Origin of the sequence: Streptomyces sp. NBC_00620, assembly GCF_026341825.1 — a bacterium.
GTDB lineage: Bacteria > Actinomycetota > Actinomycetes > Streptomycetales > Streptomycetaceae > Streptomyces.
Genome location: NZ_JAPENY010000002.1, coordinates 2232507 through 2255439 on the forward strand (window position 1 = coordinate 2232507; position 22933 = coordinate 2255439).

Here is a 22933-nt window from a genome sequence, read left to right on the forward strand (position 1 = left end):
GACTGATCGGCGCCCACTGTGGAACCCGCCCGCCACCGGCAAGTCCTGGCAGGCGGCCGTCCTCGACGCCCGCCCCGACACCTGAAAGGCACGCGCCATGAACCCCGGCACCCGCACCATCACGGTAGGCATCGACGGTTCGCGGGCGAGTCTCGACGCCGCGGACTGGGCCGCCCGCGAGGCCCAGCGCCGCCGCCTCCCGCTGCGTCTGCTGCACGCATCGCCCGGACCGGCCGTGCCCGCACGGATCCCGGACGTCGACGTCCCGGCCGGGCGCACCCGTACCACACTCGACCGGGCCGCGATCCAACTGGCGTACGCACACCCGGCGTTGAACATCATCGCGCGCACCACCGACACGCCCGCCGTTCCCGCGCTGCTTGCGGCGGCCGCGGAGGCCGAGACCCTGGTGCTCGGCTCACGCGGCCTGACCGGGTTCGCGGGCTTCCTGGTCGGCTCGGTCGCTCTCGCCGTCACGGACCGGGCCGCACGCCCGGTCGTTGTCGTACGCGCGGGCGAACTCGCCGCGGACGAAAGGATGCCCACCGCCGACGGCACACCGCCGAGCACGGCTCCCTATCTCCCCGTCGTCCTCGGCCTGGACCTGAGCCACCCGGCCGACGACCTCATCGGGTACGCCTTCGACACCGCGGCCGTCCGCTCCGCGCCGCTGCACGTCGTGCACACCTGGACCCTGCCCCCGCCGCGCGGCTACGCGCCCGGCGTGCCCGTCCCCGGCCACCCGGACGAGCGGGAGGACGGCAAGTGGCATGTGCTGACCAGCACGTTGCAGCCATGGCGCCACAAGTTCCCGGAGACGCCCGTCTCCGAGCAGGTGATCTACGGCCACCCCGGGCACCAGCTGCTGAGGGCGTCCAACCGGGCCGGTCTGCTGGTCACCGGGCGCCGTTCGGGCGAGGGCCTGAGCCGCGCCGCGCACTCACTCATCCACCACGCCATGTGTCCGGTGGCGGTGGTGCCGCACAGCTAACCGCAGTGCAGGGCCGGCTTGCAGTGCAGTGCAGTGCAGCGCAGGCGTGGCAGAACGCCACACGAACCGCTCAGCCGAAGCGCTCGATACGAATGCGGTCCACCGGCTGCCCGGCCTCCACCAGCAGCCGCGACGCGTGCTCCGCGAACCCGTTGGAGCCGCACACATAGGCCTCCCACCCACCGGGTGGCTGCTCGGCCAGGAGCGGCGCCACATGTGCCGCCGCCATACGTCCTACCGGCACACCCTCCGGCGCGCTGCGCGTGAAGACGGTCGTCGTCTCCTCGCCGTACTCCTGCGCGTAGATGAGTTCTTCGGGACCGCGCGCCGAGACGAGCAGGCGCAGCGGCACGTCCAGACCTTGCCCGCGGTGGTGCCGCAGCATCGACATCAGCGGTACGACACCGGATCCGGCGCCGATGAGCAGTGCGGGCCGGTCGCCGGGCCAGGCGAAGAAGCCGCTGAGCGGGCCCCGCACCTGCACCGTGTCGCCGGGCTCGGCGATGGTGTGGAACCAGCCGGAGACCTCGCCGCCCTCGACATGGTCCAGCGTCAGTTCGACGTGCCCGGCGTCGTCGGGCGGAGAAGCGATGGAGTAGTGGCGCTGCGCCACATATCCGTCCTCGGCGGTCAGCCGCAGCATCAGGTGCTGCCCCGGCAGATGCCCCATCCACTGCGGCACCGCGAACCGGAACGTGGAGGCGTACGGCGTCTCCCGGCGGATCTCGGTGAGCGTGGCGGTCTGCCAGGTGGCCGCGGCGCGGGTACTCACCGCGATCCGCCCGGGCACGGCGAAGCCGGTGTGCGGCACGAAGGTCTTGGTCGTCGTCTCAGTCACCGGAGTACCGCTGCTCTTCCCAGGGGTTGCCGCGTGCGTGGTAGCCGTTCTGCTCCCAGAAGCCCGGCTCGTCGTGGTCGAGGAGCCGCAGGCCGGCGATCCACTTGGCGCTCTTCCAGAAGTACAGGTGCGGCACGATCAGCCGAGCCGGTCCACCGTGCTCGGCGGACAGCGGCTTCCCGCCGTACTCCCACACGATCCAGGCGCGGCCGCCGGTCAGATCGGCGAGCGGGAGGTTCGTGGTGTACCCGGTGTGCGAGTAGGCCACCGCGTGAGTGGCGGTCGCGTCCGGGCGTACCGCGTCCAGGAACGCGTCCAGGGACACACCCCCGAAGCGCACGCCGAACTTCGACCAGCTCGTCACACAGTGGATGTCGCCCTCGTACGCCGAAGCGGGCAGCGTGTGTGCCTCGTCCCAGTCCCAGGTGCGCGGCGCGGCCACCAGACCGTCGACCCGGAAGGTCCAGTCGGCGGGCGCCAGGTCGGGGGTGACCTCGGCGGACAGGACGGGCCAGTCGTCGCCCGCGTCGTACTGACCGGGCGGCAGTCCGGCGTTGTGGACGCGCGGGCGCCCGGTGAAACCTCGGGTGACGTTCATACGGGTGGTGCCTCCAGGCCGCCGGGAGCGGTGGCCCGCGGGTCGGGTGTGATCAGTGCTTATGCATTCAACCGTACGTGGCCGCCGCCTATGCCCGGGCCCTCATGGGCCCCCGATCATTGCGGACATATGAACTCTCCCGAGGCTTGGGAATAGCTGTGGCGTGATCTTCCTTGCCGCTACTGCCGACGCCGGTGGCCCCGACGGCTCCAGCGGGTGACAGTGGTCCCGGCAACCGGTGACAGCGAAGGAGAGTGAGGAAGCACATGCCCAAGGCGTACGTCTTCACGCGGTTCGGCGGCCCCGAGGCCGAGGCACTGGTTGAGCAGGACCGGCCGAGCCCGGGTCCCGGCCAGGTACTCGTCGCGGTACGCGCGGCGGGCGTGAACCCCGTCGACTGGAAGCAGCGGACGGGCCACAGCCGCCCGGGCGGCCCCGCACGCGAACTGCCCGCGGTGTTCGGCAACGAGGTCGCGGGGGTCGTCGAGGAGGTCGGCGCCGAGGTGACCGGCTTCGCCGTCGGGGACGAGGTCTTCGGCAATCCGGTGGCGGGCGGATACGCCGAGTACGCCCTGCTTCCCGCGACCGTGACCGCGCACAAGCCCGCCGAGCTGTCGTATCAGGACGCCGCGACGCTGCCCGTCGCGGCGGCGACCGCGTACGACGGAGTCCGCCAGCTGGATCTGCCCGAAGGCGCGACCCTGCTGATCACCGGTGCGGGCGGCGGTGTCGGCGTCGCGGCCACGCAGATCGCGCGCGCGTTCGGGGTGCGTGTCATCGGGGTCGCGAGCGACGCCAAGAAGGACTTCGTCGAGTCGCTCGGGGCCGTGCACGTCCCGTCGGGGCCGGACCTTGCGGAGCGGCTGCGCGGGGCGGCGCCGGACGGTGTGGACGGCGTGTTCGACCTGGTCGGGGGCGAGGTCCAGGAAGCAGCGGCGACGCTCCTCGGCGACCCCGCGAAGCTGATCACCGGCGCCGACCGGAGGACCGCCGCGCGGCTCGGCGGCGGGCCCGTCGAACGAGCCCGCAATTCCGCCGTGCTCGACGAGGTGGCGAAGCTCGTGGTCGAGGGCAAGCTGCGGCCGTTCGTCACGCAGACCTTCCCGCTCGACCGGGCGGGCGAGGCACTGCGCACGGTCGAGGACGGCCACGCGCGCGGCAAGATCGTGATCGAGGTCGGCGGATGAGCGCACATCCCCTGGACAATCCGGCGTTCGGCGCCCTGACCGGCCCGCACGCCCACTTCGCCGAACGCCGTGGCCGCGTCCTGCGCTACCCCCTGGACGTATCGCCGTGGCTGGCCCTCCCCGACGACCCGGACGCCGACGACTGGGCTGACCTTGCCGCCCTGGTCGGCCCGGGTGGCGAAGCCCCACTGGCCGGTTTCACCGGGCAGACCCCGGACGGCTGGGAGGTGACCTTCAACCTGGAGGGCGTTCAGCTGGTCGACGACGGCATAGCCGCGGCCCCGGACGCCGAGGCGGTACGGCTCGGCCCCGCCGACGTGCCCGAGATGCTCGACCTGGTCGAACGGACCAGGCCGGGACCCTTCCTGCCGCGCACCGTCGAACTCGGCACCTATCTGGGGATACGCCGGAACGGCGCGCTGATCGCCATGGCGGGGGAGCGGCTGCACCCGCCGGGCTGGACCGAGATCAGCGCGGTCTGCACCGACCCGGACTTCCGCGGCGAGGGCCTGGCGACCCGGCTGATCCTGGCCGTCGCACACGGCATTCGCGAACGCGGCGAGACCCCGTTCCTGCACACCGCCGCGAACAACACCAATGCCATCCGCCTCTACGAGTCCCTGGGCTTCCGGCTCCGCCGCAGGACCCGCTTCCTCGCGGCGCGTGTGCCTGAGCAGGTGGCGGTGTCCTGACGCCCATGAGCGCGTGGACGGGTCGCCGACCGGCCAGTCCGTGAACGGGCCACGGACCGGTCAGTCCGCCAACGGGCCACTGACCGGTCAATCCGCGGACGGGTCGCCGGCCGGCTCGTCCGCGCCCGCCGCGTTGTAGCGCAGCAGATACGAGGCGAAGCGCGCGAGATCCTCCTCGGGCCAGCCCGCGAGCCGCTCACGGAACGCCACCCGGCGGCTCTCGGTCACCTGGGCGAGGATCTCCGTGCCCGTCTCCGTCAGATGCAGTACCTGCACCCGATGGTCCTCCGGGTCGAGCCGTCGCTCGATGAGCCCGGACCGCTCCAGCGCGGCCACCTGCCGGCTCACCGTGGACTTGTCCAGGGCGTAGTGCGCGGCGAGGTCGGTGGCACGGCAGCCGCCGCGCTCCTCCAGATGCCCGAGCAGGGTGTACGAGACCAGGGACAGCTCGGGGTGCATACGGCCCGCCGTGGCCCTGGCCCGCCGGGCGAAGGACGTCATCTCGCGCTGGATGGTCTCGACGGCCGCGTCGGCGGCGGCAGTGACAACGGTCTCATCAAGCTCTTCGGCTGCCTTCATGGGAACCTCCTCGCGCTACTAGTTGTATAGTACAACTTGAAGTGAGAGTTGTATTTGCCAACCAATATGTCGACCAAGTGGGAGTTCGCATGGTCACCGGGCTGCGGTCACCGGCGCTGCGTCATGTGCTCACGCACCTGATCACCCCGCTGCTGATGTGCATCGGTATGGGGCTCGCCTATATGGGCGCCTTCGTCACGCCCGAGCCGAACCACCTGCCCGTGGCCGTTGTGGGCAGCGGACCCGAGGTCAAGGTGTTCGCGCAGTCGGTCAAGGACGAGGCGGGGGAGAAGCTCGACGTCCGTACCGTCGCGAGCCGCGCCGAAGCGGTCGACCTGCTCAAGTCCCGTGACATCACGGGTGCGTACATCCCGAGCTCGAAGACGCCGGAGCTGGTCGTCGCCACCGCCGGGTCCGACATGGGAGCCACGGCGGTCGAGAAGGTCTTCACCCCGGTCGCCGCCCAGGAGGGCCTGCCGCTGAAGGTCACCGATGTCGTCCCGCCGGCCGCCGACGACCCCACGGGCCAGGGCCTGTTCTTCCTGCTGATCGCGCTGAGCATCGGCTCGTACGCGTCCGTCGCCGCACTCGGCGCCGCAGGCGGCGAGCTCCCCATGCGGGCACGCGCGCTGCTGGCCGTCGGCATCTCCGGTGCCGTGAGCGTCATCGGCACGCTGCTCGCCGGGCCGGTGTTCCACCTCGCGGACCACGGCCTGGCGAGCGTGTGGGGGATGAGCTGGCTCTACTCCGCGGGCATCCTCTTCATCGGCGTCGGACTCCACACGTTCCTCAAGCGGTGGACCACGCTCGCCATGATGGTGCTCTTCGTGATGCTCAACTTCACCAGTTCCGGTGGTCTGTTCAGGCCCGAGCTCCAGAACGGCTTCTTCGGCACCCTGCACGCCTTCTGGAACGGCGCCGGGTTCGTCGAGGGAGTCCGGGGCCTCCTCTACTTCGACGGCGACGGGCTGTCCGGCAACCTCTGGACGCTGGTCGCCTGGCTCCTGGTCGGCCTCCTGGTCACGGCCGTCGCCGGTGGCGTGGAGCGAGGGCGCGCCCGTGGTCACGTACAGCCGGAGCCCGTCGAGGAGGCCGAGGAAGAGCTGGAGGAGACGGTCGCCGTCTGACCGTTCCTGTTAGTGTTGCGGCGTCGGCTGTGGAACGCCCCAGCCAAAGAGTTGCCCAGGAGGTGGGACCCATCAACGCTTGGTCAGGTCGGGTGCTCTCACCTCAAAGCAACGCGGCTCACCGCCAGTAGGCGGCCGCGAGAGCGCCCTTCGGCTCACCGAAAGGCCCTCGGCTTCCATGCCTCTTCTGTCCCCTCTCTTTGATTCCGTTGTCACCGCGCTCCGCTCCGCCGGCTGTGTCTTCGCCGAGGACGAGGCGGAGTTGATCCTCTCCACAGCTCGCACCCCGGACGATGTCGCCATCATGGTTGACCGGCGCGTCGCGGGACTTCCCCTTGAACACGTGCTCGGCTGGGCCGGGTTCCACGGACTGCGCGTCGCCGTGGAGCCGGGCGTCTTCGTGCCCCGCCGCCGCACCGAGTTCCTCGTCGACCAGGCGGTCGCCCTGGCGAGGGACGTGTGCCTCGTCGTGGACCTCTGCTGCGGCTCCGGCGCGGTGGGCGCCGCGCTGGCCGCCTCCCTCGGCGGGCCCGAACTGCACGCCGCCGACATCGACCCGGCCGCGGTCCGCTGCGCCCGCCGCAACGTCGAGCCCTTCGCCGGTCACGTGTACGAGGGCGACCTCTTCGCCGCCCTGCCCGACACCCTGCGCGGCCGCGTCGACGTACTGGCCGCGAACGTGCCGTACGTCCCCACCGACGAGGTCGGACTCCTGCCGGCGGAGGCCCGCGACCACGAACCCCTCGTCGCCCTCGACGGAGGTTCCGACGGGCTCGACATCCTGCGCCGGGTCGTCGCGGAGGCCCCCGAATGGCTGGCCCCGGGCGGCTGCCTCCTCGTCGAGACGAGCGAGCGCCAGGCACCCCGGGCCGTCGAGACCTTCACCCGAAGCGGCCTGGCAAGCCGACTGGCCGTTTCCGACGAGCTGTACGCCAACGTCGTGATCGGCACCAAGGTCTAGCCGCTCGGCGGACTCCGCTTGCTCGGCATGTCGCGTTCTCCCTCGCCCCTGCCGAGTGAGCGACCTCATTGTGCAACTAGTTGCATAAAGCTCGGCCCGTCGTTTACAACAGACACAAGACACCGCGCACGGAGGGCCGCCCGATGAGCCGTTACCCGCACCTGCTGAACCCGCTCGACCTGGGCTTCACCACCCTGCCCAACCGCGTGCTCATGGGCTCCATGCATGTGGGCCTGGAGGAGGCCGAGCGCGGCTTCGAGCGGATGGCCGAGTTCTACGCCACCCGGGCCCGCGGCGGTGTCGGCCTCATCGTCACCGGCGGCATCGCGCCCAACGAGGCCGGGCGGCCGTACGAGGGCGGCGCCAAGCTGACCACCGAGGCGGAGGCGGAGCAGCACAAGGAGATCACCGCCGCGGTGCACCGCGAGGGCGGGAAGATCGCCATGCAGATCCTGCACTTCGGGCGGTACGCCTACCACCAGGACCTCGTCGCGCCCAGCGCCCTCCAGGCCCCGATCAGCCCCTTCCCGCCGCACGAGCTCACCGACGCCGAGATCGAGCGGACCATCGACGACTACGCGCGCGCCGCCCGCCTGGCGAAGCGGGCCGGCTACGACGGCGTCGAGATCATGGGCTCCGAGGGCTACCTGATCAACGAGTTCATCGCCGGCCAGACCAATAAGCGCGAGGACCGCTGGGGCGGCTCGTACGAGAACCGCACGCGCTTCCCCCTGGAGATCGTCCGGCGGGTGCGCGAAGCGGTCGGCGCGGACTTCATCATCATCTACCGCCTGTCGATGCTGGACCTGGTGCCGGGCGGCTCCTCCCTGGAGGAGGTGATCACCCTCGCCCAGGCAGTCGAGGCCGCCGGGGCCACGATCATCAACACCGGCATCGGCTGGCACGAGGCCCGCATCCCCACCATCGCGACCTCGGTACCGCGCGGTGCGTACACCTGGGTGACCAAGAAGGTCATGGGCGCCGTATCGATCCCCCTCGTCACCACCAACCGCATCAACACCCCAGAACTCGCCGAGCAGTTGCTCGCCGACGGCCACGCCGACATGGTGTCCCTGGCCCGCCCGATGCTCGCCGACCCCGACTTCGTCGCCAAGGCGCAGGCGGGCAGGCCCGAGGCCATCAACACCTGCATCGGCTGCAACCAGGCCTGCCTCGACCACACCTTCAGCGGCAAGATCACCTCCTGCCTGGTCAACCCGCGCGCCTGCCACGAGACGGAGCTCGTCCTCTCACCGACCAAGCTGCGCAAGCGAGTTGCCGTGGTCGGCGCGGGTCCCGCCGGACTCGCCTGCGCGGTCTCCGCCGCCGAGCGCGGCCACGACGTCACCCTCTACGACGCCGCGCACGAGATCGGCGGCCAGCTCAACGTGGCCCGCAAGGTCCCCGGCAAGCAGGAGTTCGACGAGACGATCCGCTACTTCCGTACCCAGCTCGAACTGCACGGCGTGGCCGTGCGGTTGAACACCCGCATCGCTGCCGAGGACGTCCTCGGATACGACGACGTCGTTGTCGCCACCGGCGTCAGCCCGCGCACCCCCGAGATCCCCGGCGTCGACCACCCCAGCGTCGTCGGCTACTTGGACGTGCTGCGCGACGGCGCCCCCGTCGGCGACCGCGTCGCGATCCTCGGCGCCGGAGGCATCGGCTTCGACGTCGCCGAGTACCTGACCGACAGCGGCGACAAGGCGAGCGAGGACCCGGCGACGTACTTCCGGAACTGGGGCGTCGACATGGACTACCGGGGGCCCGGCGGCCTCGCCGCCCCCGAGCGGACCGCCCCGCCCCGCACCGTCCACCTCCTCCAGCGCAAGGCCTCCAAGGTCGGCGCCGGACTCGGCAAGACCACAGGCTGGATCCACCGCGCCGAACTCAAGCACCGCGGCGTCACCATGGTCCCGGGCGTTCAGTACGACCGGATCGACGACGCCGGACTGCACGTCACCGTCGAGGGACAGAGTCAGGTCCTCGACGTCGACACGATTGTCCTGTGCACCGGGCAGGACCCGCGCCGCGACCTGTACGAGGAGCTGCTCGCCGCAGGCGGCAGCGTGCACCTCATCGGCGGCGCCGACGTGGCCGCCGAACTGGACGCCAAGCGTGCCATCAAGCAGGGCACGGAGCTGGCGGCGGCACTGTAAGGGCCCTGCGACCGCTCCCTAGGATGGCCCCATGTCACTCCCGCACGCGATCCTCACCGCCCTTCTGGAGAAGCCGTCGTCGGGCCTCGAACTGACCCGGCGGTTCGACAAGTCGATCGGCTACTTCTGGTCGGCGACGCATCAGCAGATCTATCGCGAGCTGGGAAAACTGGAGGCCGACGGGCACATCCGTGCCCTGCAGTCCGAGCAGCCGGCCCGCGGGCAGAAGAAGAGCTACGAGGTCCTGCCCGCGGGCCGCGACGAACTCGCCCGCTGGACCGCCGCCTCTCAGGACCCGAAGCCCCTGCGCGACACGATGCTGCTGAGGCTGCGCGCCTCCGCCGTCGTCGGCACCGCGGGCATCGAGGCGGACCTGCGCCGCCATCTCGACCTGCATCAGCGGCAGTTGGAGGAGTACGAGGGAATCCAGACGCGTGACTTCCCGCCCGGGAAGGACACCGCGCAGGACCGACTGCGGCACCTCGTACTGCGCGCCGGTATCGACCTGGAGACCTTCTGGACGCGTTGGCTGACCCACGCGCTGGAGGAGTTCGAGCAGTTGCCCGCGCACGAGTAGGCGACCGTCCCTCCGACCGGAGTCGGGTGGACGGCCGCCGTGGTGACGAACCCCGGATCAGAGCCGGTGCGGCTTGGCCCGGCGGCGCAGGTACCAGGCTCCCGCCACGGTGCCCGTGGCCACCAGTGCCGCGCCGCCCACCAGGGTGACGGTGCCGTAGTCCCTGGCCGCTCCACCGAAACCGCCCATGACCCCGAGCGACGGTGTCGCGGTGGCTCTGGGCGTCGCGGTGGCGGCGGCCGAGACGACGATGGACTGGGTGCCCGCCGTCGTTCCGTCCTGGCAGACCACGATGACGGTATAGGTGCCGGCACTCACGCTCGACCAGGAAGCAGCCTGACTGGTGCTCGTGCCGGTCAGGGCCACCTGGCGCCCCTGGGCGAAACTTCCCTGTCCACTGGAGAGCAACGAGGCATTGCCGAAGCTGCTCCCATTGCTCGGACAGGCACTGGTTGTGACCGAAACCGTGGAACCGCTGGTGCTCACGGAGATCCCCGAACCCAGTGCGACGGCCGACGGAGCGGCCAGGGTGAGCGGAAGCGCAGCGGCGGCGGCCACGGTCAGGCCGGAGCGGAGAAGTAGCTGAGTAGTACGCATAGGACTGCCCTCCAGCGGCACGGTTGGCGGTACATCCCATGCGCCGCCGAGGATTGGCAAGGCCCGTGCTGCCTTCAGGTGAGAGCCAACGTGCCTTTGGCCCGGCCCGCATGCGGACGGGGACCGGGCAGGTGACGGATTCCATCGTCCGGCCGACGCCTGACGGCCTGTCGCCCCACCCGGCCACCGCTCAGGTACGTCCCGCCGGCGCCGAACTATCCCTCGGCGCCCGTCGTCACCGTGCGCTCCGGCGAGTACCCGCCCCATGTGCCGTCCGGCAGCTTCGCCCGCATCCGAACCCGGTGCGTGACATCGGCGTCCCGTCCCACATAGAAGCTGTACGTCGCCTCCTTGCTCGGCGCGGTGCCACCCCAGACGAGCGAGGTCGCCGCTTCCCCGTCCAGATGGATCTGATACTCCGTGATCACACCGTCCACGTCCGGCGGAATCCAGGACAGATCGAGGTAGTACGCCCCGTCGGCGAGGTGCGTGGTGGCGCGGAAGTCGGTCGGCGCGGTGCCCTTTCCGCTGTCGGAACCGGGTGCGGTGGTGAGCCGGACGGCGTCGCTCGCGGCCGAGACGTTGTCCGCCGCGTCGCGCGCCTTCACGGTGAAGGAGTAGCCGGTGCCGGCCCGCAGCCCGGTCACCACGGTCGCGGTCTGCCCGCCACCCACGCTGTGGATCTTCGAGGCGCCCTGATAGATGTCGTACGAGGCCACGCCCCGGTCGTCCGTCGACTTCTCCCAGGACAGCTGGACCGACCCGCTCCCGACCGTCTTTCCGCTCGGGCGGCCGGGGCTGGTCGGGGCCTTTTCGTCGGCCGCGACCGCTGCCGGTGTGGTGGCGCGGACCTGTTTGCTGGGCGGTCCGGGGTTTCCGTCGGCGTTCAGGGCGCGGACATTGAAGACGTACGTCGTGGACGGCTTGAGCCTGGTGATGTCCACCATGTGGTCGGTACCGGGTACTGCCTTGACCTTTGTCATGCCGCGGTACACCACGTACTCGGTGACCTCGGGATCCCCGGAAGCCCGGTTCCACATGACGTGCACGCTGGTCGCGCTGCCCGCCGCGGCGGTGACGCCCATCGGTGCCGAGGGCAGCTTTCCGCCCTGGTCGTCGCTCTGCGCGCCCCATCCACAGGACGTCAGGACGAGCAGCGAGCCGCAGATCAGCGCGTGGGGAACGCGTCGCACGGTCCTGCCTTCCCTCGACGGGATTGGTCTGTACCTATTGGACACCGCTGGTGCGATCACATCAAGAGGGCGGTGGCCGTTCGTCGGACCGTCGCGGGGTACGTATGCTGATTCTTGACGCGGCGTGAACTCGCCCCTGTCTCAGGGGAGTTCATGCCCACGGCGCGGACCGCTGTCGTCGCTGTTCCCGCGCCGGCGAAGGCGGTCGAGTGGCCGGAGCCGACTGCGGCTCGGGCCCTCGGCCGCACACCGCCTGCCACGGCGTCCGTGCACCGTCCGGACCCCTCCCAGTGGACGGACCGTCAGATACGCACCAAATTTGGGCGAGTGACCGTCCATGTCCCCCAGGAGAGGGTCTCTCATCGTGCGTGTCCAGTCGCTGACGCTGGCCGTGGCCGGCGCCGCCCTGCTCGCTCCTGCCCCCGGTTCCGCGGCGCTTCCCACCGCTGCCCGCCCGAGCGCCCCCGTGGCGGTGCATGAGGGGAACGTTCAGGCCGCCGACCTGCTCGCGAAAGTACGCGGCTGCGTCCAGATCTCGAACGGGCGCTACCGCAGTGACGACGGTGCCCGCGCCGACATCCCGGTCTGCGGAACACGGGGAGCCGTGTTCTGGAAGGCAGACATGGACATCGACTGCGACGGCCGCCCCGGCCCGCGGTGCAACAGCCGTACCGACCCGCTCTTCTCCGACGCCACCGCCTACCAGCAGTCCGACGGACAGCAGCTGGACGCCGAGACCCTCCCGTACATCGTCGTCCCCGGCGTCAGCAGCATCTGGAACCACCGCGAGCACGACGTCCGCGCCGGTTCGGTGGCCGCCGTGATCTACCGGGACCGCGTCCAGTACGCGGTCGTCGGCGACATCGGCCCGCGCCACATCATCGGCGAGGCCTCGTACGCCACCGCCAGAGGCCTCGGTATCCGCCCCGATCCGATCCGCGGCGGGACGGGCTCGGGGGTCACCTACCTGGTGTTCAAGGACTCCCGGGTCTCGCCCATCGAGAGCCACCGGGCGGCGGTGACGCTGGGGGAGAGCCTGGCGCGCAAGTTCGTCAAGGAGAACTGAGCCGCCTCTCCCGGCGGGCCGACATCATTCCTTCCGGTACGAGTACGCCTCCGCCGCGGCCGCCTCCACCGCGGCGAGGTCCGCACCCGCCGAGGCCGTGACGACCGCGGCCACCGCGCCCTCGACGAAGGGCGCGTCCACCAGCCGGGTGTTCTCCGGGAGCTCGTCACCTTCGGCGAGCAGCGCCTTCACGGTGAGGACCGCGCTGCCGAGATCCGTGAGGACGGCGACCCCGGCGCCGCGGTCCGCGGAGGCGGCCGCGGCGGAGATCAGCTCGGCGCTCGTGCCGAGGCCGCCGTCCATCGTGCCGCCCGCCGGGACGACGGGAGCCGTCGTGCCGCCGCCCGCGAGCCCCGTCGCCAGCTCGGCGACGGAGGCTGCGACGCCGGCACTGTGCGACACGAGCACGATGCCGACGAGCGGTCGGCCGGCGTCGGCCGAGCCCGCCGCGTCACTCACCGGCCGCCTCCTCCAACGCGGCGATCAGCAGGGCGGAGGACGTGGCACCGGGATCCTGGTGCCCGATGCTGCGCTCGCCCAGATAGCTCGCCCTGCCCTTGCGGGCCTGCAGCGGGATCGTCGCGGCGGCGCCCTCCTCGGCGGCTGCCCTCGCTGCGGCGAAGGAGCCGGAGAGCGCGTCGACGGCGGGCACCAGTGCGTCGATCATGGTCTTGTCGCCGGGCGCGGCTCCGCCCAGCGCCATCACCGCGTCCACGCCCGCGCGCAACGCGTCGGCGAACTGCTCCTCGGTGACCTCCGCTGCATCCCCGAGCGCCTTGCCGGTACGGCGCAGCAGGGTGCCGTACAACGGTCCGGACGCGCCGCCGACCGTCGAGATCAGCTGCCGTCCGGCGAGCATGAGGACGGCGCCCGGCGTGTCCGGGGCCTCCTTCTCCAGCGTGGCCACCACGGCGGTGAACCCGCGCTTCAGATTGCTGCCGTGGTCGGCGTCACCGATCGGCGAGTCCAGGTCGGTGAGCCGTTCCGCCTCGCGGTCCACGGAGGCGGCGGTGACCGTCATCCAACGGCGGAAGAAATCGGCGTCGAGCACGGAATCTCCTTGCGTGGTACGAACGTTGACCGGATGCGGAGCTGGTTTCAGACGCCCCAGCGCAGGCCCGGTGTCTTCACCGGCGCGTTCCACAGCCGCAGCAGCTCCTCGTCGACCTGGCACAGCGTCACCGAGGCGCCGGCCATGTCGAGCGAGGTGACGTAGTTGCCCACGAGGGTGTGCGCCACGACGACCCCGCGCTCGGTCAGCACCCGCTGCACCTCCGCGTTGAAGCCGTACAGCTCCAGGAGCGGCGTCGCGCCCATGCCGTTGACCAGGACCAACACGGGATTGCGCGGATCGAGGTCCTCCAGGATCGCGTGCACCGAGAAGTCTGCGATCTCCCGCGAGGTCATCATCGCGCGCCGCTCCCGGCCCGGCTCGCCGTGGATGCCGACACCCAGTTCCAGTTCCCCGGGCGGCAGGTCGAAGGTGGGGCTGCCCTTGGCCGGAGTGGTGCAGGCGCTGAGGGCGACGCCGAAACTGCGGGAGCTCTCGTTGACCTGGCGGGCCAGCGCCTCGACCCGCTCCAGCGGCGCGCCCTCCTCGGCGGCGGCGCCCGCGATCTTCTCCACGTACAGCGTGGCGCCCGTGCCGCGCCGCCCGGCCGTGTAGAGGCTGTCGGTGACGGCGACGTCGTCATTGACGAGGACCTTGGCGATCCGGATGCCCTCGTCCTCGGCGAGCTCGGCCGCCATGTCGAAGTTGAGCACGTCACCCGTGTAGTTCTTCACGATGAACAGCACACCCGCGCCGCTGTTCACGGCGGCCGCGGCCCGCAGCATCTGGTCCGGCACCGGCGATGTGAATACCTCGCCGGGACAGGCCGCCGACAGCATCCCGGGACCCACGAAACCGCCGTGCAGCGGCTCGTGCCCCGAGCCGCCGCCGGACACCAGGCCCACCCTTCCGGCCACGGGAGCGTCCCGCCGTACGATCACCCGGTTCTCGACATCCACCGTCAGCTCCGGATGCGCTGCCGCCATACCCCGCAGAGCATCCGCGACCACCGTCTCCGCCACGTTGATGAGCATCTTCATGGGTACCTCCTGGTGACACTAGCAGGTGAGTCCCTGACCTGCGCCTTTGCTGGTCAGGGTGGGTTACGTCAGTCGTCGATCTTGGCGGTCCATGGTGGTCGGAAGCGGGTTCTGGCGGGGCTGATGCTGACCCAATGCTGACTTTGGTGACGAGTCGTCAGGTTTCTGGGGCTGGTCGGACGAGGGCCGGCGGGAGCTCATCTGTGGAAAGTATCGACCTTGCGGCAGTGAAGGTCACGGGCTTGGACGCTCATGGGCGTACCAGGCTGCCTGGGACTGCTCTGTTGGTGTCATATCACTTGGCATGATCGTTCTCGCTCTGGTCAGGTGGCCCAAGTGTGGGCCAGGCTTCGCAGCCCGGTCCTCGACGAGATCGGCTGATCATGTCCGACTCCCGTGCCTGATCCGGGTCGGTCTGGCGATCGCCGAGTTCGGCTGTCCCACAGCAACGGCTTCGCAGGCTTCATGAAGGGCCCTCGCCGACTGGATCCGAGGCGATGATCCGATAGGGCGGAAGCGACCTGTAAGTGGAAGATGGTCATATGGCGGTTTCACGTATCAAGCCACACTTGTGACTCCTCTCCAGTAGTGCGCTGTCGCTGGACGAGGCCGTGGTCGAGCGGACCGTACAGCGGGAGACGGCGGCGCTGGACACGGCCCCGCCGGACAAGGCCCTGTCCAGCACGTGATCGCCCTGCAGTCGGGGCTCTCGGCCGGGCTGCGCTGGTCGGACGGTGTACGGCTGCGACGCGAGCGCTTCTGTGTCGCTGGGAAGAAGACGTCGAACTGATGATGCTGGCCATCGACCCTGCCTGGATGAAACAGCTGGCGGCGGAGAGCGACGTACGGGGAGAGGCGGAGCCGGCAGCGCGATTCCACTTCGACGATCCGCTGCTGGCGTTGCTCGTGGAGCGGTTGGTTCTGGAGTACGAGCAGCCGGGTCCGGCCGACTCGCTCTACACCCAGTCTCTGATGCAGGCGGTCGGCGCGCACCTGGTTCGCACCTGTGCGGTGTACGGTGCCGGACAGGCCGGGCCCAAGGCGCGGGCGGGCGAGCTGTCGCCGCGGCGGCTGGCGGCGGTGATCGACTACATGCAGGCCAACCTCGGGTCGACGGTGACTCTGGAGCAGCTGGCCGCCGCAGCGGGTGTGAGCACCTCGCATCTGACCCGGATGTTTCGCGCGGCCACCGGCCAGGCCCCCTATCAGTACCTGATGCGGCAGCGCCTGGAGTGTGCGCGGCGGGCCCTGCTGTATGGCGACGCCCCGATCGCGGCGGTCGCCCTGGCGGCGGGTTTCGCCGACCAGAGCCATCTGACCAGAACGATGCGGCGGCATCTGAACGTGACGCCGAGCATTCTGCGCGCGGCGCGCGAGGCCGGGTGACCTTCGGGGCACCTGAGGAGCGGATCGTTCCAGAACGGCAGGATTGTTCAAGATTCGTGTGAGGGGAGGGCTCAGTGTGGTGACTGCTGCCGAGCCTGGCAGCAGTGACGGAGAGGGTGAAGACTGATGGCTGCAGAGAACGTGGACGAACTCGTCAAGAACCTCGCGAATACCTTCGGGCGCCCGATCCGCTCGCCGACCCTGCACTGGCCGGACGAGTACGGCCTGGAGTAGGAGAACGTGACCTTCCCGTCCTTGGACGGGGTACCGCTTGATGCATGGTTCATCCCCTACAAGGGGTCGGACAAGATCGTCGTCTGCAACCACCCGATCTGGTTCAACCGGTACGGCCTCGCCTCCCACCTGGAGCCGTGGAAGCAGATCGGCGGCGCCGGCGGCAACGACTTCGAAGTCAACTTCATGCCGGACTACAAGCACCTCCACGACGCCGGGTACAACGTCCTGACCTACGACTTGCGCAACTTCGGCCACAGCGGCATCGGCAACGGCGGCCTCGGCTCCAACGGCATTTTCGAGTCCCGCGACGTCGTCGGCTCCCTGCGCTACGTCAAGTCCCGCGAGGACACCCGGAACATGACGGTCGGCCTGTTCAGCCGCTGCTGCGGCGGCAACGCCACCTACATCGCCATGACCAACCACCCGGAGTACTTCCGGGACGTGCGCTGCATGGTCAACCCGCAGCCGGTCTCACTGCGCCCGTTCTACGAGCGGATCACCGAAATCCTCGGCATCGAGGACCAGTTCGACGCCGTAGACCGCGAAATCCAGCTGATCACCAGCTTCCGGATCGACGACATGTCCCCCGTCGAGCACGCCAAGAACTGCCACGTGCCCACCTTCGTCGCCCAGGTTCACGACGACGCTCTCACCAAGCCCGGCGACGTCCAGACGATCTTCGACAACATCCCCACCGAGGAGAAGAAACTGCACTGGATCCACGGCACCACCCGCCGCTGGGACGGCTACCTCTTCTTCCCCAACAACCCGGACCCGCTCATCGAATGGTTCGACAAGTACATGAACTGAGCGCCACCCCGTTGGGTCCTCCGGTCGTGGGCGGGCAGGGGCGGGTTCGCTGCTCAGGTGGCAGGTCGGGGCAGGGCGGGCGAATGCGGCCGTGAGCTGGTGCCGCCAGGGCCAGGTGGTGTTGTCGGAGATCTCCAGTCGATGTTGCGGGCCGAGGTCCTGATGAAGGCTGCGGACAGGAACGCTCCCGCCCCGTGGCCGTGCCGCCGCCTACGCCCGCCCGATCACGCGCAGCTCGCGAAGGGCCTTCGAGACCAGGACCGGGACCGCCGCTCCGGCGCCTTCGTAGCCCTCGCTCACTGTCTGGCCGCCGAGATACCGGGCGTGGACGCCTTCGAGGATCACGGCGAGTTTCATCGCGCTGAAGGCCATGTAGAACGGCAGGAGGCTCAGGTCCCGGCCGGTCAACCATTCGTACTTCTCGGCCACTTCGTAACTGGCGGGGAAGCCCTGCTGCGTAGTGACACCCACCGCGACGGGAATCAGCTCGCGGTCCGCGTCGTCGTGGTCGTGCCAGTAGGTCAGCGTCATGGCCAGATCGGCCAACGGGTCGCCCAGCGTGGAAAGTTCCCAGTCGAGGACGCCCGCGATGCGGGGCGGGCCGCTCAGGTCGACGATGGTGTTGTCGAGGCGGTAGTCGCCGTGCACGATCGAGGCGTCGGAGCTCTCCGGCACGTGGTCGGAGAGTCGGTTCAGGAGTACGTCCATGTCCGGGAGTTCGCGCGTGTGCGAGCGGCGCCACTGCTCGCCCCACCGGGAGACCTGGCGCGCGCAGTAGCCGTGTGGCCGTCCGAAGTCCGCCAGGCCGACGCTCGAAGGGTCGATGCTGTGCAGGTCCGCGAGGGTGTGCACCAGACCGTCGGCCAGCGCCGAGCGCGCCTCGGGGCTGAGCCCGGCGGTGTCCTCCGCCGTGCGTATGACCGCCCCGGGCACCTCGGCCATGACGTAGAAGGGACAGCCGAGGACATCGGGGTCCGTGCAGAGCGCAAGCGTCCGAGGCACGGGCACAGCGGTCCCCGCGAGCGCGGTCTGGACGCGGTACTCACGCTTCATGTCGTGCGCACTGGGGAGCACTTGACCGAGCGGCGGCCGTCGGAGGATGACGGTTCCGTGGGGGAGGCGCAGCCGGTAGGTGATGTTCGACAGCCCGCCGGAGATCAGCTCGGCCTGCCAAGGACCGCCGTCCAGCAGATCCGGCAGCGTTTCCTGAAGCCACTTCTCGATGTTCGCGGCGGGCAGGCCGGGTAGATCGGTGCTCATGACCGGACCCCGCTTCCGTGTTCGGCGGTACCGGCACGGCGTGCGGCCCGCTTGGCGATCGACATGCGGTGCGCCTCTGAGGCTCCGTCGTAGATACGGAAGGCGCGGATATCGGCGTAGATACGGCCGATGACCAGGTCCTCGCTGGTGCCCAGCCCTCCGGCGAGCTGCACCGAGCGGTCGACGACCCTTCCGACGGCCTCGCTGATGAACACCTTCGCGCGCGACGACGACTCGGTGCCCTTGCCGCCTTCGGCCACCTCCCAGCAGGCCTGCCACAGCAGCGCTCGGGCCGCGACCAGGTCGATCTCGTTGTCGGCGATCATCTGTTGCGCCATCCCGAGGTCGGCGAGCCGCTGTCCGAACAACTCCCGGTCGACCGCACGGGAGAGCGCGATCTCGTGCGCGCGACGGGCGGCACCGAGCCACCGCATGCAGTGGGTGAGGCGAGCGGGCGCCAGCCTGACCTGCACATACCGGAATCCCAGCCCGGCCTCACCGAGCACGGCGTCGTCCGGCACGAAAACGTCCTCGAACAGCACCCGGCAGTGACCGCCGACCATGGTTGAGTCGATGGTGCGGGCATGCTCCTTCACCGCGAAACCGGGGGTGTCAGTGTCGACCAGCAGCATGGTGGCCCCGCTGTTCTCGCCGTCACGCGCCATCACGATCGTGAACGCGGCGCCCTCGGCCCCCGTGATCAGATGCTTCTCACCCGAGATGCTCCAGCCACCGGCGACCTTGGTCGCCAGGGTGCGTACGGCTGACGGGTCGGAGCCCGCACCGGGCGGCGGCTCGGTCATCGCGAAGCAGGAGCGGATGTCGCCGGTGACCAGCGGCACGAGGTACTTCTCCCGCTGAGCGGGCGTGGCCACCACATTGAGCAGGTGGATGTTGCCCTCGTCCGGGGCCGCGCAGTTGAGGGCCAGAGGGCCGAGCAGACTGGTGCCGGCCTCCTCCAACAGGACGGCCGCCTCGTCGAAGCGGAAGCCGCCACCGCCAAGGTTCGCCGGTGCCTGCGGCGCCCAGATCCCGGCGGCCTTCGCCGCCTGTTGCAGTTCTCGGCGCAGTTCGTCGCTCAGGCCGTGCGCGAACGCCTCCTGCTCGCGAGGGACGACCACGTCCGTCACGAACTCGGCGATCCTGTCGCGCCACTCCACGACTCTTGGTGCAAGAGAGAAATCGAAGGCCATCTACGGTGACTCCGTCCGGCTCGTCATGTCGTTGCCCGGGCCGAATCCGGCCCCGGTTCCCCCTGCGGTGGTCATGCGCGCCACAGTGTTTCTCCAGGCCTGGTGACCACGATGTTGGGTACTGCGGCGTACCGCGACAGGCGGCACAGCGCCACGGTGAGTTCCACGATGTCCGAGACCTGGATCATCGTGGCGGGGTCGACGCGTTCGTGCACCCAGGCCGCCATGTCGGTGTCGACGTAACCGGGTGACAGCGCCGTTGCGTTCACACCCCGGGAACCCTCGGCGGTCGTGATCGATTCGCAGAGGGAGATCAGGGCCGCCTTGGTGGCGCCGTACGCCGCCAGGCCCGGCTCGCTCACGACTCCCGTGATCGAAGCGATGGCGATGATTTTCGCCCCCGGTCCGGACGGCGCGGATCCGGCCGTACGGAGCGCGGGCAGGAGTCGCTGGGTGAGCTGGAAGTTGCTCCTGAGGTTCACCGCCATCATGGTGTCGAGCTTGTGGAGGGGGTAGGCGGCCAGCCCGCCGCCTGTTCCCATACCGGCGGCCAGCACCAAGACGTCGATGCCGCCGTGCAGTTGGAGATGCGTGTCGGCGAGGGCCTCGACCTGCTCCGGGTCCGCCATGTCCGCGGACGCGGTCTCCACCCGACCCCCATGGGCGCGCAGTTGGTTGGCGGCGTCCTTGAGCGGCCCGTCAGCACGAGCGGACAGGGTGAGATCGAATCCTTCTTGCGCGAGCCGCTCCGCGATGGCTCTGCCGATTCCGCGGGATGCGCCGGTGACGAGCGCGGTACGCCGGACTGTCATGCCGCTCCTCATAAGCTAATGGTCATTAGCTGCGATCCTGATCGTTTGATCAGAGAGTTGTCAAGGGTCATGAGTAATAAGCCACATCGCCACGGCTAACGATCAGTAGCAGTTACCCTCACCTCATGACTGAGGCGCTTCATGACGAAGACGGGTCGCGCCGGGCGGGACGGGATGCCGACATGCCGCAGAGGCAGCAGACCGTCGACGCGCGGACGATCTCCGCGGCGGCGCTGAGACTGTTCGCCGAACGTGGCTACCGTGCGACGACGATGTCCGACATCGGCGCGGCGATCGGCATCCGCGGTCCGAGTCTGTACCGGCACGTGAGCTCGAAGCAGGTGCTGCTCGGGGAGATCATGGTCGAGACGATGCGGGCGCTGATCGCCGACCAGCAGGCGGCGCTCGACGCCGGCGGCGACGTGTCCGTACAACTGCGGCGGATCGTCGAGGCGCATGTCCGCTATCACGCGGCACATCGCGAGCAGGCGTTCGTAGGCAACCGTGAGATCGAGAACCTGGAGCAGCCCTACCGCGACCAGGTGCTGCGGCTGCGACAGACCTATGAGCGGGGACTGCGCACCGTCATCGAACGGGGGTGTGCCGAAGGCGACTTCACCGTCGTGGAACCCCGGCTCGCCTCGTACGCGATTCTCGACATGGGCATGGGCGTCTCGGCATGGTTCCGTCCGGACGGACCGCATGGCGCCGAGCAGATCGCGTATACCTACGCCGACTACGCGATCCGCATGCTCACCGGCCGGTGGCCGGGCGATGCGACGTTCGCCGACGCATGACGGTACGTGTGCCGCTGTTGTCAGCACACGTACCGTCCTTGTCCACGCTTATTGCCGGCCGATGCGGGCGTACACCTCGGGCTTGGTCTTCCGGTAGACGAGCGCCAGGACGACGCCCGCCGCGAAGGTTCCGTACACGACCGCGAACATCGTGTTCGCGAGCGACTGCGAGCCGCTGATCAGCAGGTTGAAGTTCTGCGTCGCCAGGACCATGGAGACGGTGAGGCCGGCGAGCGCGAGGACTGGAGCGATGACCGAGTTCCATGGATTCGCCCAGGCCACCCGGTTTCGCCTGAGGTAGATGGGAACGGCGATCCCGGTGACCAGGAGCAGGACGATGAGCGCGTAGCCGAAGATCCCGACCAGTACGGCGTACAGCTTCGAGGGGTCCGACCCGAGGGCGACGAAGGGGGCCAACCCGAGCAGCGACAAGACGCTCATGGTGAGGGACGCGCGGTGCGGTGAGCCGTGACGGCCGTGCACCCGGCTGAGGGAGCGGTGCAGGATGCGGTCCGCGCTGAGGTTGTACATGTAGCGCGACGTGATGTTGTGGCCCGACAACAGTGCGGCGAAGATGCTCGTGTTCAGCAGCACGGTCACGATGTCCACGGCGACGCGGCCGCTGTATGTCTCAAGGCTCGAGATGAACGACCCGGTGGGGTCGGTGGCCGCGGCGGCGACGACCTTGTCCGCGCCCAGGGCCTGGATCATCACCCACGCGCCGCCCGCATACAAGACGGTGACGAGGCCGATGACGAGATACGTCGCTCGGGGAATCGTGCGGTCGGGATTCCGTACTTCGTCGCGGAAGATGGTGGTCGCCTCGAATCCGCCGAAGCATGTGATGCCGTAAAGAAGGGCGATGCCGATCGAGCCGGAGAATATGGAGTGCGGAGTGAATGACGAAGTGCCGAGCCCCGAAGCGCCTCCCTGGAACACGACACAGGCGTCATACACGAGGACGATGACGATCTCGCAGACCAGAAGCACGGAAAGAATCTTCGCTGAGAGATCGAGTTTGAGGTAGCCCAGCGTTCCGACGATCGCCAGCAATAGGAGACCCCACACCCACCACTTGATATCGGGTCCGTGATAGGTGTCGCGCACGAGTGATTCCAGTACGAGGCCGCCGTACGCGTAGCTACCGATGACCATGAAGTAGTAGCAGAGCAACGCGACGAACGAAGATCCCAGACCCATGACCCGGCCGAGACCTGCCGTGATGTAGGCGTAGAAGCCCCCCGGGTTCGGCAGGTGCCGGGCCATGGTGGTGAATCCGGCGGCGAAAAGGGCGATGATCGCCCCGGCGGCGACGAACGCCACGGGTGCGCCGATCCCATTTCCGTAGCCGATGACCACCGGGAGAAACCCGACGACGATCGCGAGTGGGGCGTTGAAGGCGAGCACCGTGAAGAGCAGATGGGCGGTGCCGAGATTTCCGCGGAGCTGTGATTCCTGAGGTGATGCTGCGGTGGGAGTTTTCGGCTCATTCGCCGCTGACACAGAACTCATATGCACACTCTCTGATGATGGCCCCGCCCCCCGACTGAGGCATTGGCGAATCTTGTCGGCCTAGTAATGGGCTACTGAAGCGGCCTGTCAAGGTTTTCGAGAAAACTCACGAATTCTGGGGACCGGAATGGAGAGTGCGGGTCTGCTTCCGGGGGTGGGTTGACAGCCTGGTGAGGCCGTTCCACAGTGGACCACTAGTTGGTCATCTGATCAGGTCATTAGATTACGATGGCGTTCGCCGCCCCGCAAGGGGTCTGTGCATCCCGTGTC

Annotated in this window: 23 protein-coding genes; 11 read left to right on the top strand and 12 right to left on the bottom strand. The window is 69.3% G+C overall.

The window, feature by feature from the left end; translation table 11 throughout:
- The first annotated feature begins 97 nt into the window (after positions 1-97).
- Complete coding sequence (locus tag OG246_RS29370) at positions 98-991, top strand: universal stress protein (RefSeq protein ID WP_266469921.1); 894 nt, start codon at positions 98-100, stop codon at positions 989-991.
- A 70-nt stretch (positions 992-1061) separates the two neighbouring features.
- On the opposite strand, the gene OG246_RS29375 is transcribed toward OG246_RS29370, so the two are convergent.
- Together OG246_RS29375 and OG246_RS29380 are read right to left on the bottom strand one after the other, a co-directional pair.
- On the bottom strand, positions 1062-1829 hold the full coding sequence (locus tag OG246_RS29375) for a ferredoxin reductase (RefSeq protein WP_266469923.1): 768 nt from the start codon (positions 1827-1829) through the stop codon (positions 1062-1064).
- Positions 1822-2427, bottom strand: a complete 606-nt coding sequence (locus tag OG246_RS29380) for a sulfite oxidase-like oxidoreductase (RefSeq protein WP_266469926.1) — start codon at positions 2425-2427, stop codon at positions 1822-1824. The genes OG246_RS29375 and OG246_RS29380 overlap by 8 nt, the downstream gene beginning before the upstream one ends.
- A 266-nt stretch (positions 2428-2693) precedes the next feature.
- On the opposite strand from OG246_RS29380, the gene OG246_RS29385 reads away from it, so the two are divergent.
- The gene (locus OG246_RS29385) at positions 2694-3614 is read left to right on the top strand and encodes an NADP-dependent oxidoreductase (protein ID WP_266469928.1); all 921 of its coding nucleotides are present in this window, start codon (positions 2694-2696) and stop codon (positions 3612-3614) included.
- On the top strand, positions 3611-4306 hold the full coding sequence (locus OG246_RS29390; RefSeq protein ID WP_266469930.1) for a GNAT family N-acetyltransferase: 696 nt from the start codon (positions 3611-3613) through the stop codon (positions 4304-4306). The genes OG246_RS29385 and OG246_RS29390 overlap by 4 nt, the downstream gene beginning before the upstream one ends.
- 87 nt (positions 4307-4393) lie before the next feature.
- Here the strand turns inward: OG246_RS29390 and OG246_RS29395 are convergent, their stop codons facing one another.
- On the bottom strand, positions 4394-4885 hold the full coding sequence (locus tag OG246_RS29395) for a MarR family winged helix-turn-helix transcriptional regulator (protein WP_266469933.1): 492 nt from the start codon (positions 4883-4885) through the stop codon (positions 4394-4396).
- An 89-nt stretch (positions 4886-4974) separates the two neighbouring features.
- Here OG246_RS29395 and OG246_RS29400 point away from each other — a divergent pair, with 89 nt between their 5' ends.
- From OG246_RS29400 to OG246_RS29415, 4 genes are all read left to right on the top strand, one after another.
- The gene (locus OG246_RS29400) at positions 4975-6012 is read left to right on the top strand and encodes a hypothetical protein (RefSeq protein ID WP_266469935.1); all 1038 of its coding nucleotides are present in this window, start codon (positions 4975-4977) and stop codon (positions 6010-6012) included.
- Between the two features lie 178 nt (positions 6013-6190).
- A complete protein-coding gene (locus OG246_RS29405) occupies positions 6191-6973 on the top strand; it encodes a putative protein N(5)-glutamine methyltransferase (protein ID WP_266469936.1) in 783 nt (260 codons plus the stop codon).
- A 143-nt stretch (positions 6974-7116) separates the two neighbouring features.
- Positions 7117-9132 (top strand): NADPH-dependent 2,4-dienoyl-CoA reductase, encoded by a 2016-nt coding sequence (locus tag OG246_RS29410; protein WP_266469937.1) that lies wholly within the window; start codon positions 7117-7119, stop codon positions 9130-9132.
- 31 nt (positions 9133-9163) lie between these two features.
- Positions 9164-9709 (top strand): PadR family transcriptional regulator, encoded by a 546-nt coding sequence (locus OG246_RS29415; RefSeq protein ID WP_266469938.1) that lies wholly within the window; start codon positions 9164-9166, stop codon positions 9707-9709.
- A gap of 57 nt (positions 9710-9766) precedes the next feature.
- On the opposite strand, the gene OG246_RS29420 is transcribed toward OG246_RS29415, so the two are convergent.
- Both OG246_RS29420 and OG246_RS29425 read right to left on the bottom strand, forming a co-directional pair.
- Positions 9767-10306: a hypothetical protein gene (locus OG246_RS29420; RefSeq protein WP_266469942.1), complete on the bottom strand. Its 540-nt coding sequence runs from the start codon at positions 10304-10306 to the stop codon at positions 9767-9769.
- A gap of 215 nt (positions 10307-10521) precedes the next feature.
- Positions 10522-11499 (bottom strand): fibronectin type III domain-containing protein, encoded by a 978-nt coding sequence (locus tag OG246_RS29425; RefSeq protein WP_266469943.1) that lies wholly within the window; start codon positions 11497-11499, stop codon positions 10522-10524.
- Between the two features lie 364 nt (positions 11500-11863).
- Between OG246_RS29425 and OG246_RS29430 the strand changes: the two genes are divergently transcribed.
- Positions 11864-12565, top strand: a complete 702-nt coding sequence (locus OG246_RS29430) for a glycoside hydrolase family 75 protein (RefSeq protein ID WP_266469944.1) — start codon at positions 11864-11866, stop codon at positions 12563-12565.
- Between the two features lie 24 nt (positions 12566-12589).
- Here OG246_RS29430 and OG246_RS29435 read toward each other — a convergent pair whose 3' ends face one another.
- Genes OG246_RS29435 through dhaK form a run of 3 tightly spaced genes read right to left on the bottom strand, consistent with a single transcriptional unit; the run spans position 12590 to position 14656 of the window.
- Positions 12590-13024 (bottom strand): PTS-dependent dihydroxyacetone kinase phosphotransferase subunit DhaM, encoded by a 435-nt coding sequence (locus tag OG246_RS29435; protein ID WP_266469945.1) that lies wholly within the window; start codon positions 13022-13024, stop codon positions 12590-12592.
- Positions 13017-13616, bottom strand: a complete 600-nt coding sequence (gene dhaL / locus OG246_RS29440; protein ID WP_266469947.1) for a dihydroxyacetone kinase subunit DhaL — start codon at positions 13614-13616, stop codon at positions 13017-13019. Before dhaL ends, OG246_RS29435 begins: the two co-directional genes overlap by 8 nt.
- A 47-nt stretch (positions 13617-13663) precedes the next feature.
- A complete protein-coding gene (dhaK, locus tag OG246_RS29445) occupies positions 13664-14656 on the bottom strand; it encodes a dihydroxyacetone kinase subunit DhaK (RefSeq protein ID WP_266469949.1) in 993 nt (330 codons plus the stop codon).
- Positions 14657-15445: 789 nt separating this feature from the next.
- Here dhaK and OG246_RS29450 point away from each other — a divergent pair.
- Together OG246_RS29450 and OG246_RS29455 are read left to right on the top strand one after the other, a co-directional pair.
- Positions 15446-16042, top strand: a complete 597-nt coding sequence (locus tag OG246_RS29450) for a helix-turn-helix domain-containing protein (RefSeq protein WP_266469951.1) — start codon at positions 15446-15448, stop codon at positions 16040-16042.
- A 240-nt stretch (positions 16043-16282) separates the two neighbouring features.
- Positions 16283-17089: a S9 family peptidase gene (locus OG246_RS29455; protein WP_266469954.1), complete on the top strand. Its 807-nt coding sequence runs from the start codon at positions 16283-16285 to the stop codon at positions 17087-17089.
- A 210-nt stretch (positions 17090-17299) separates the two neighbouring features.
- On the opposite strand, the gene OG246_RS29460 is transcribed toward OG246_RS29455, so the two are convergent.
- The 3 genes from OG246_RS29460 to OG246_RS29470 form a co-directional block, all read right to left on the bottom strand.
- Positions 17300-18349, bottom strand: coding sequence for a phosphotransferase family protein (locus OG246_RS29460; protein ID WP_266469956.1), 1050 nt, complete (start codon positions 18347-18349; stop codon positions 17300-17302).
- Positions 18346-19542, bottom strand: coding sequence for an acyl-CoA dehydrogenase family protein (locus OG246_RS29465; protein ID WP_266469957.1), 1197 nt, complete (start codon positions 19540-19542; stop codon positions 18346-18348). The genes OG246_RS29460 and OG246_RS29465 overlap by 4 nt, the downstream gene beginning before the upstream one ends.
- 71 nt (positions 19543-19613) lie before the next feature.
- Entirely contained in the window at positions 19614-20354 is a 741-nt protein-coding gene (locus tag OG246_RS29470) for an SDR family oxidoreductase (protein ID WP_266469958.1), read from the bottom strand.
- Between the two features lie 125 nt (positions 20355-20479).
- Between OG246_RS29470 and OG246_RS29475 the strand changes: the two genes are divergently transcribed.
- Positions 20480-21151 carry a TetR/AcrR family transcriptional regulator gene (locus OG246_RS29475; RefSeq protein WP_266469961.1) on the top strand — a complete coding sequence of 224 codons (672 nt, stop codon included), beginning with the start codon at positions 20480-20482 and terminating at the stop codon, positions 21149-21151.
- 48 nt (positions 21152-21199) lie between these two features.
- Here OG246_RS29475 and OG246_RS29480 read toward each other — a convergent pair whose 3' ends face one another.
- Positions 21200-22663 (bottom strand): APC family permease, encoded by a 1464-nt coding sequence (locus tag OG246_RS29480; RefSeq protein WP_266469964.1) that lies wholly within the window; start codon positions 22661-22663, stop codon positions 21200-21202.
- Positions 22664-22933: the final 270 nt, after the last annotated feature.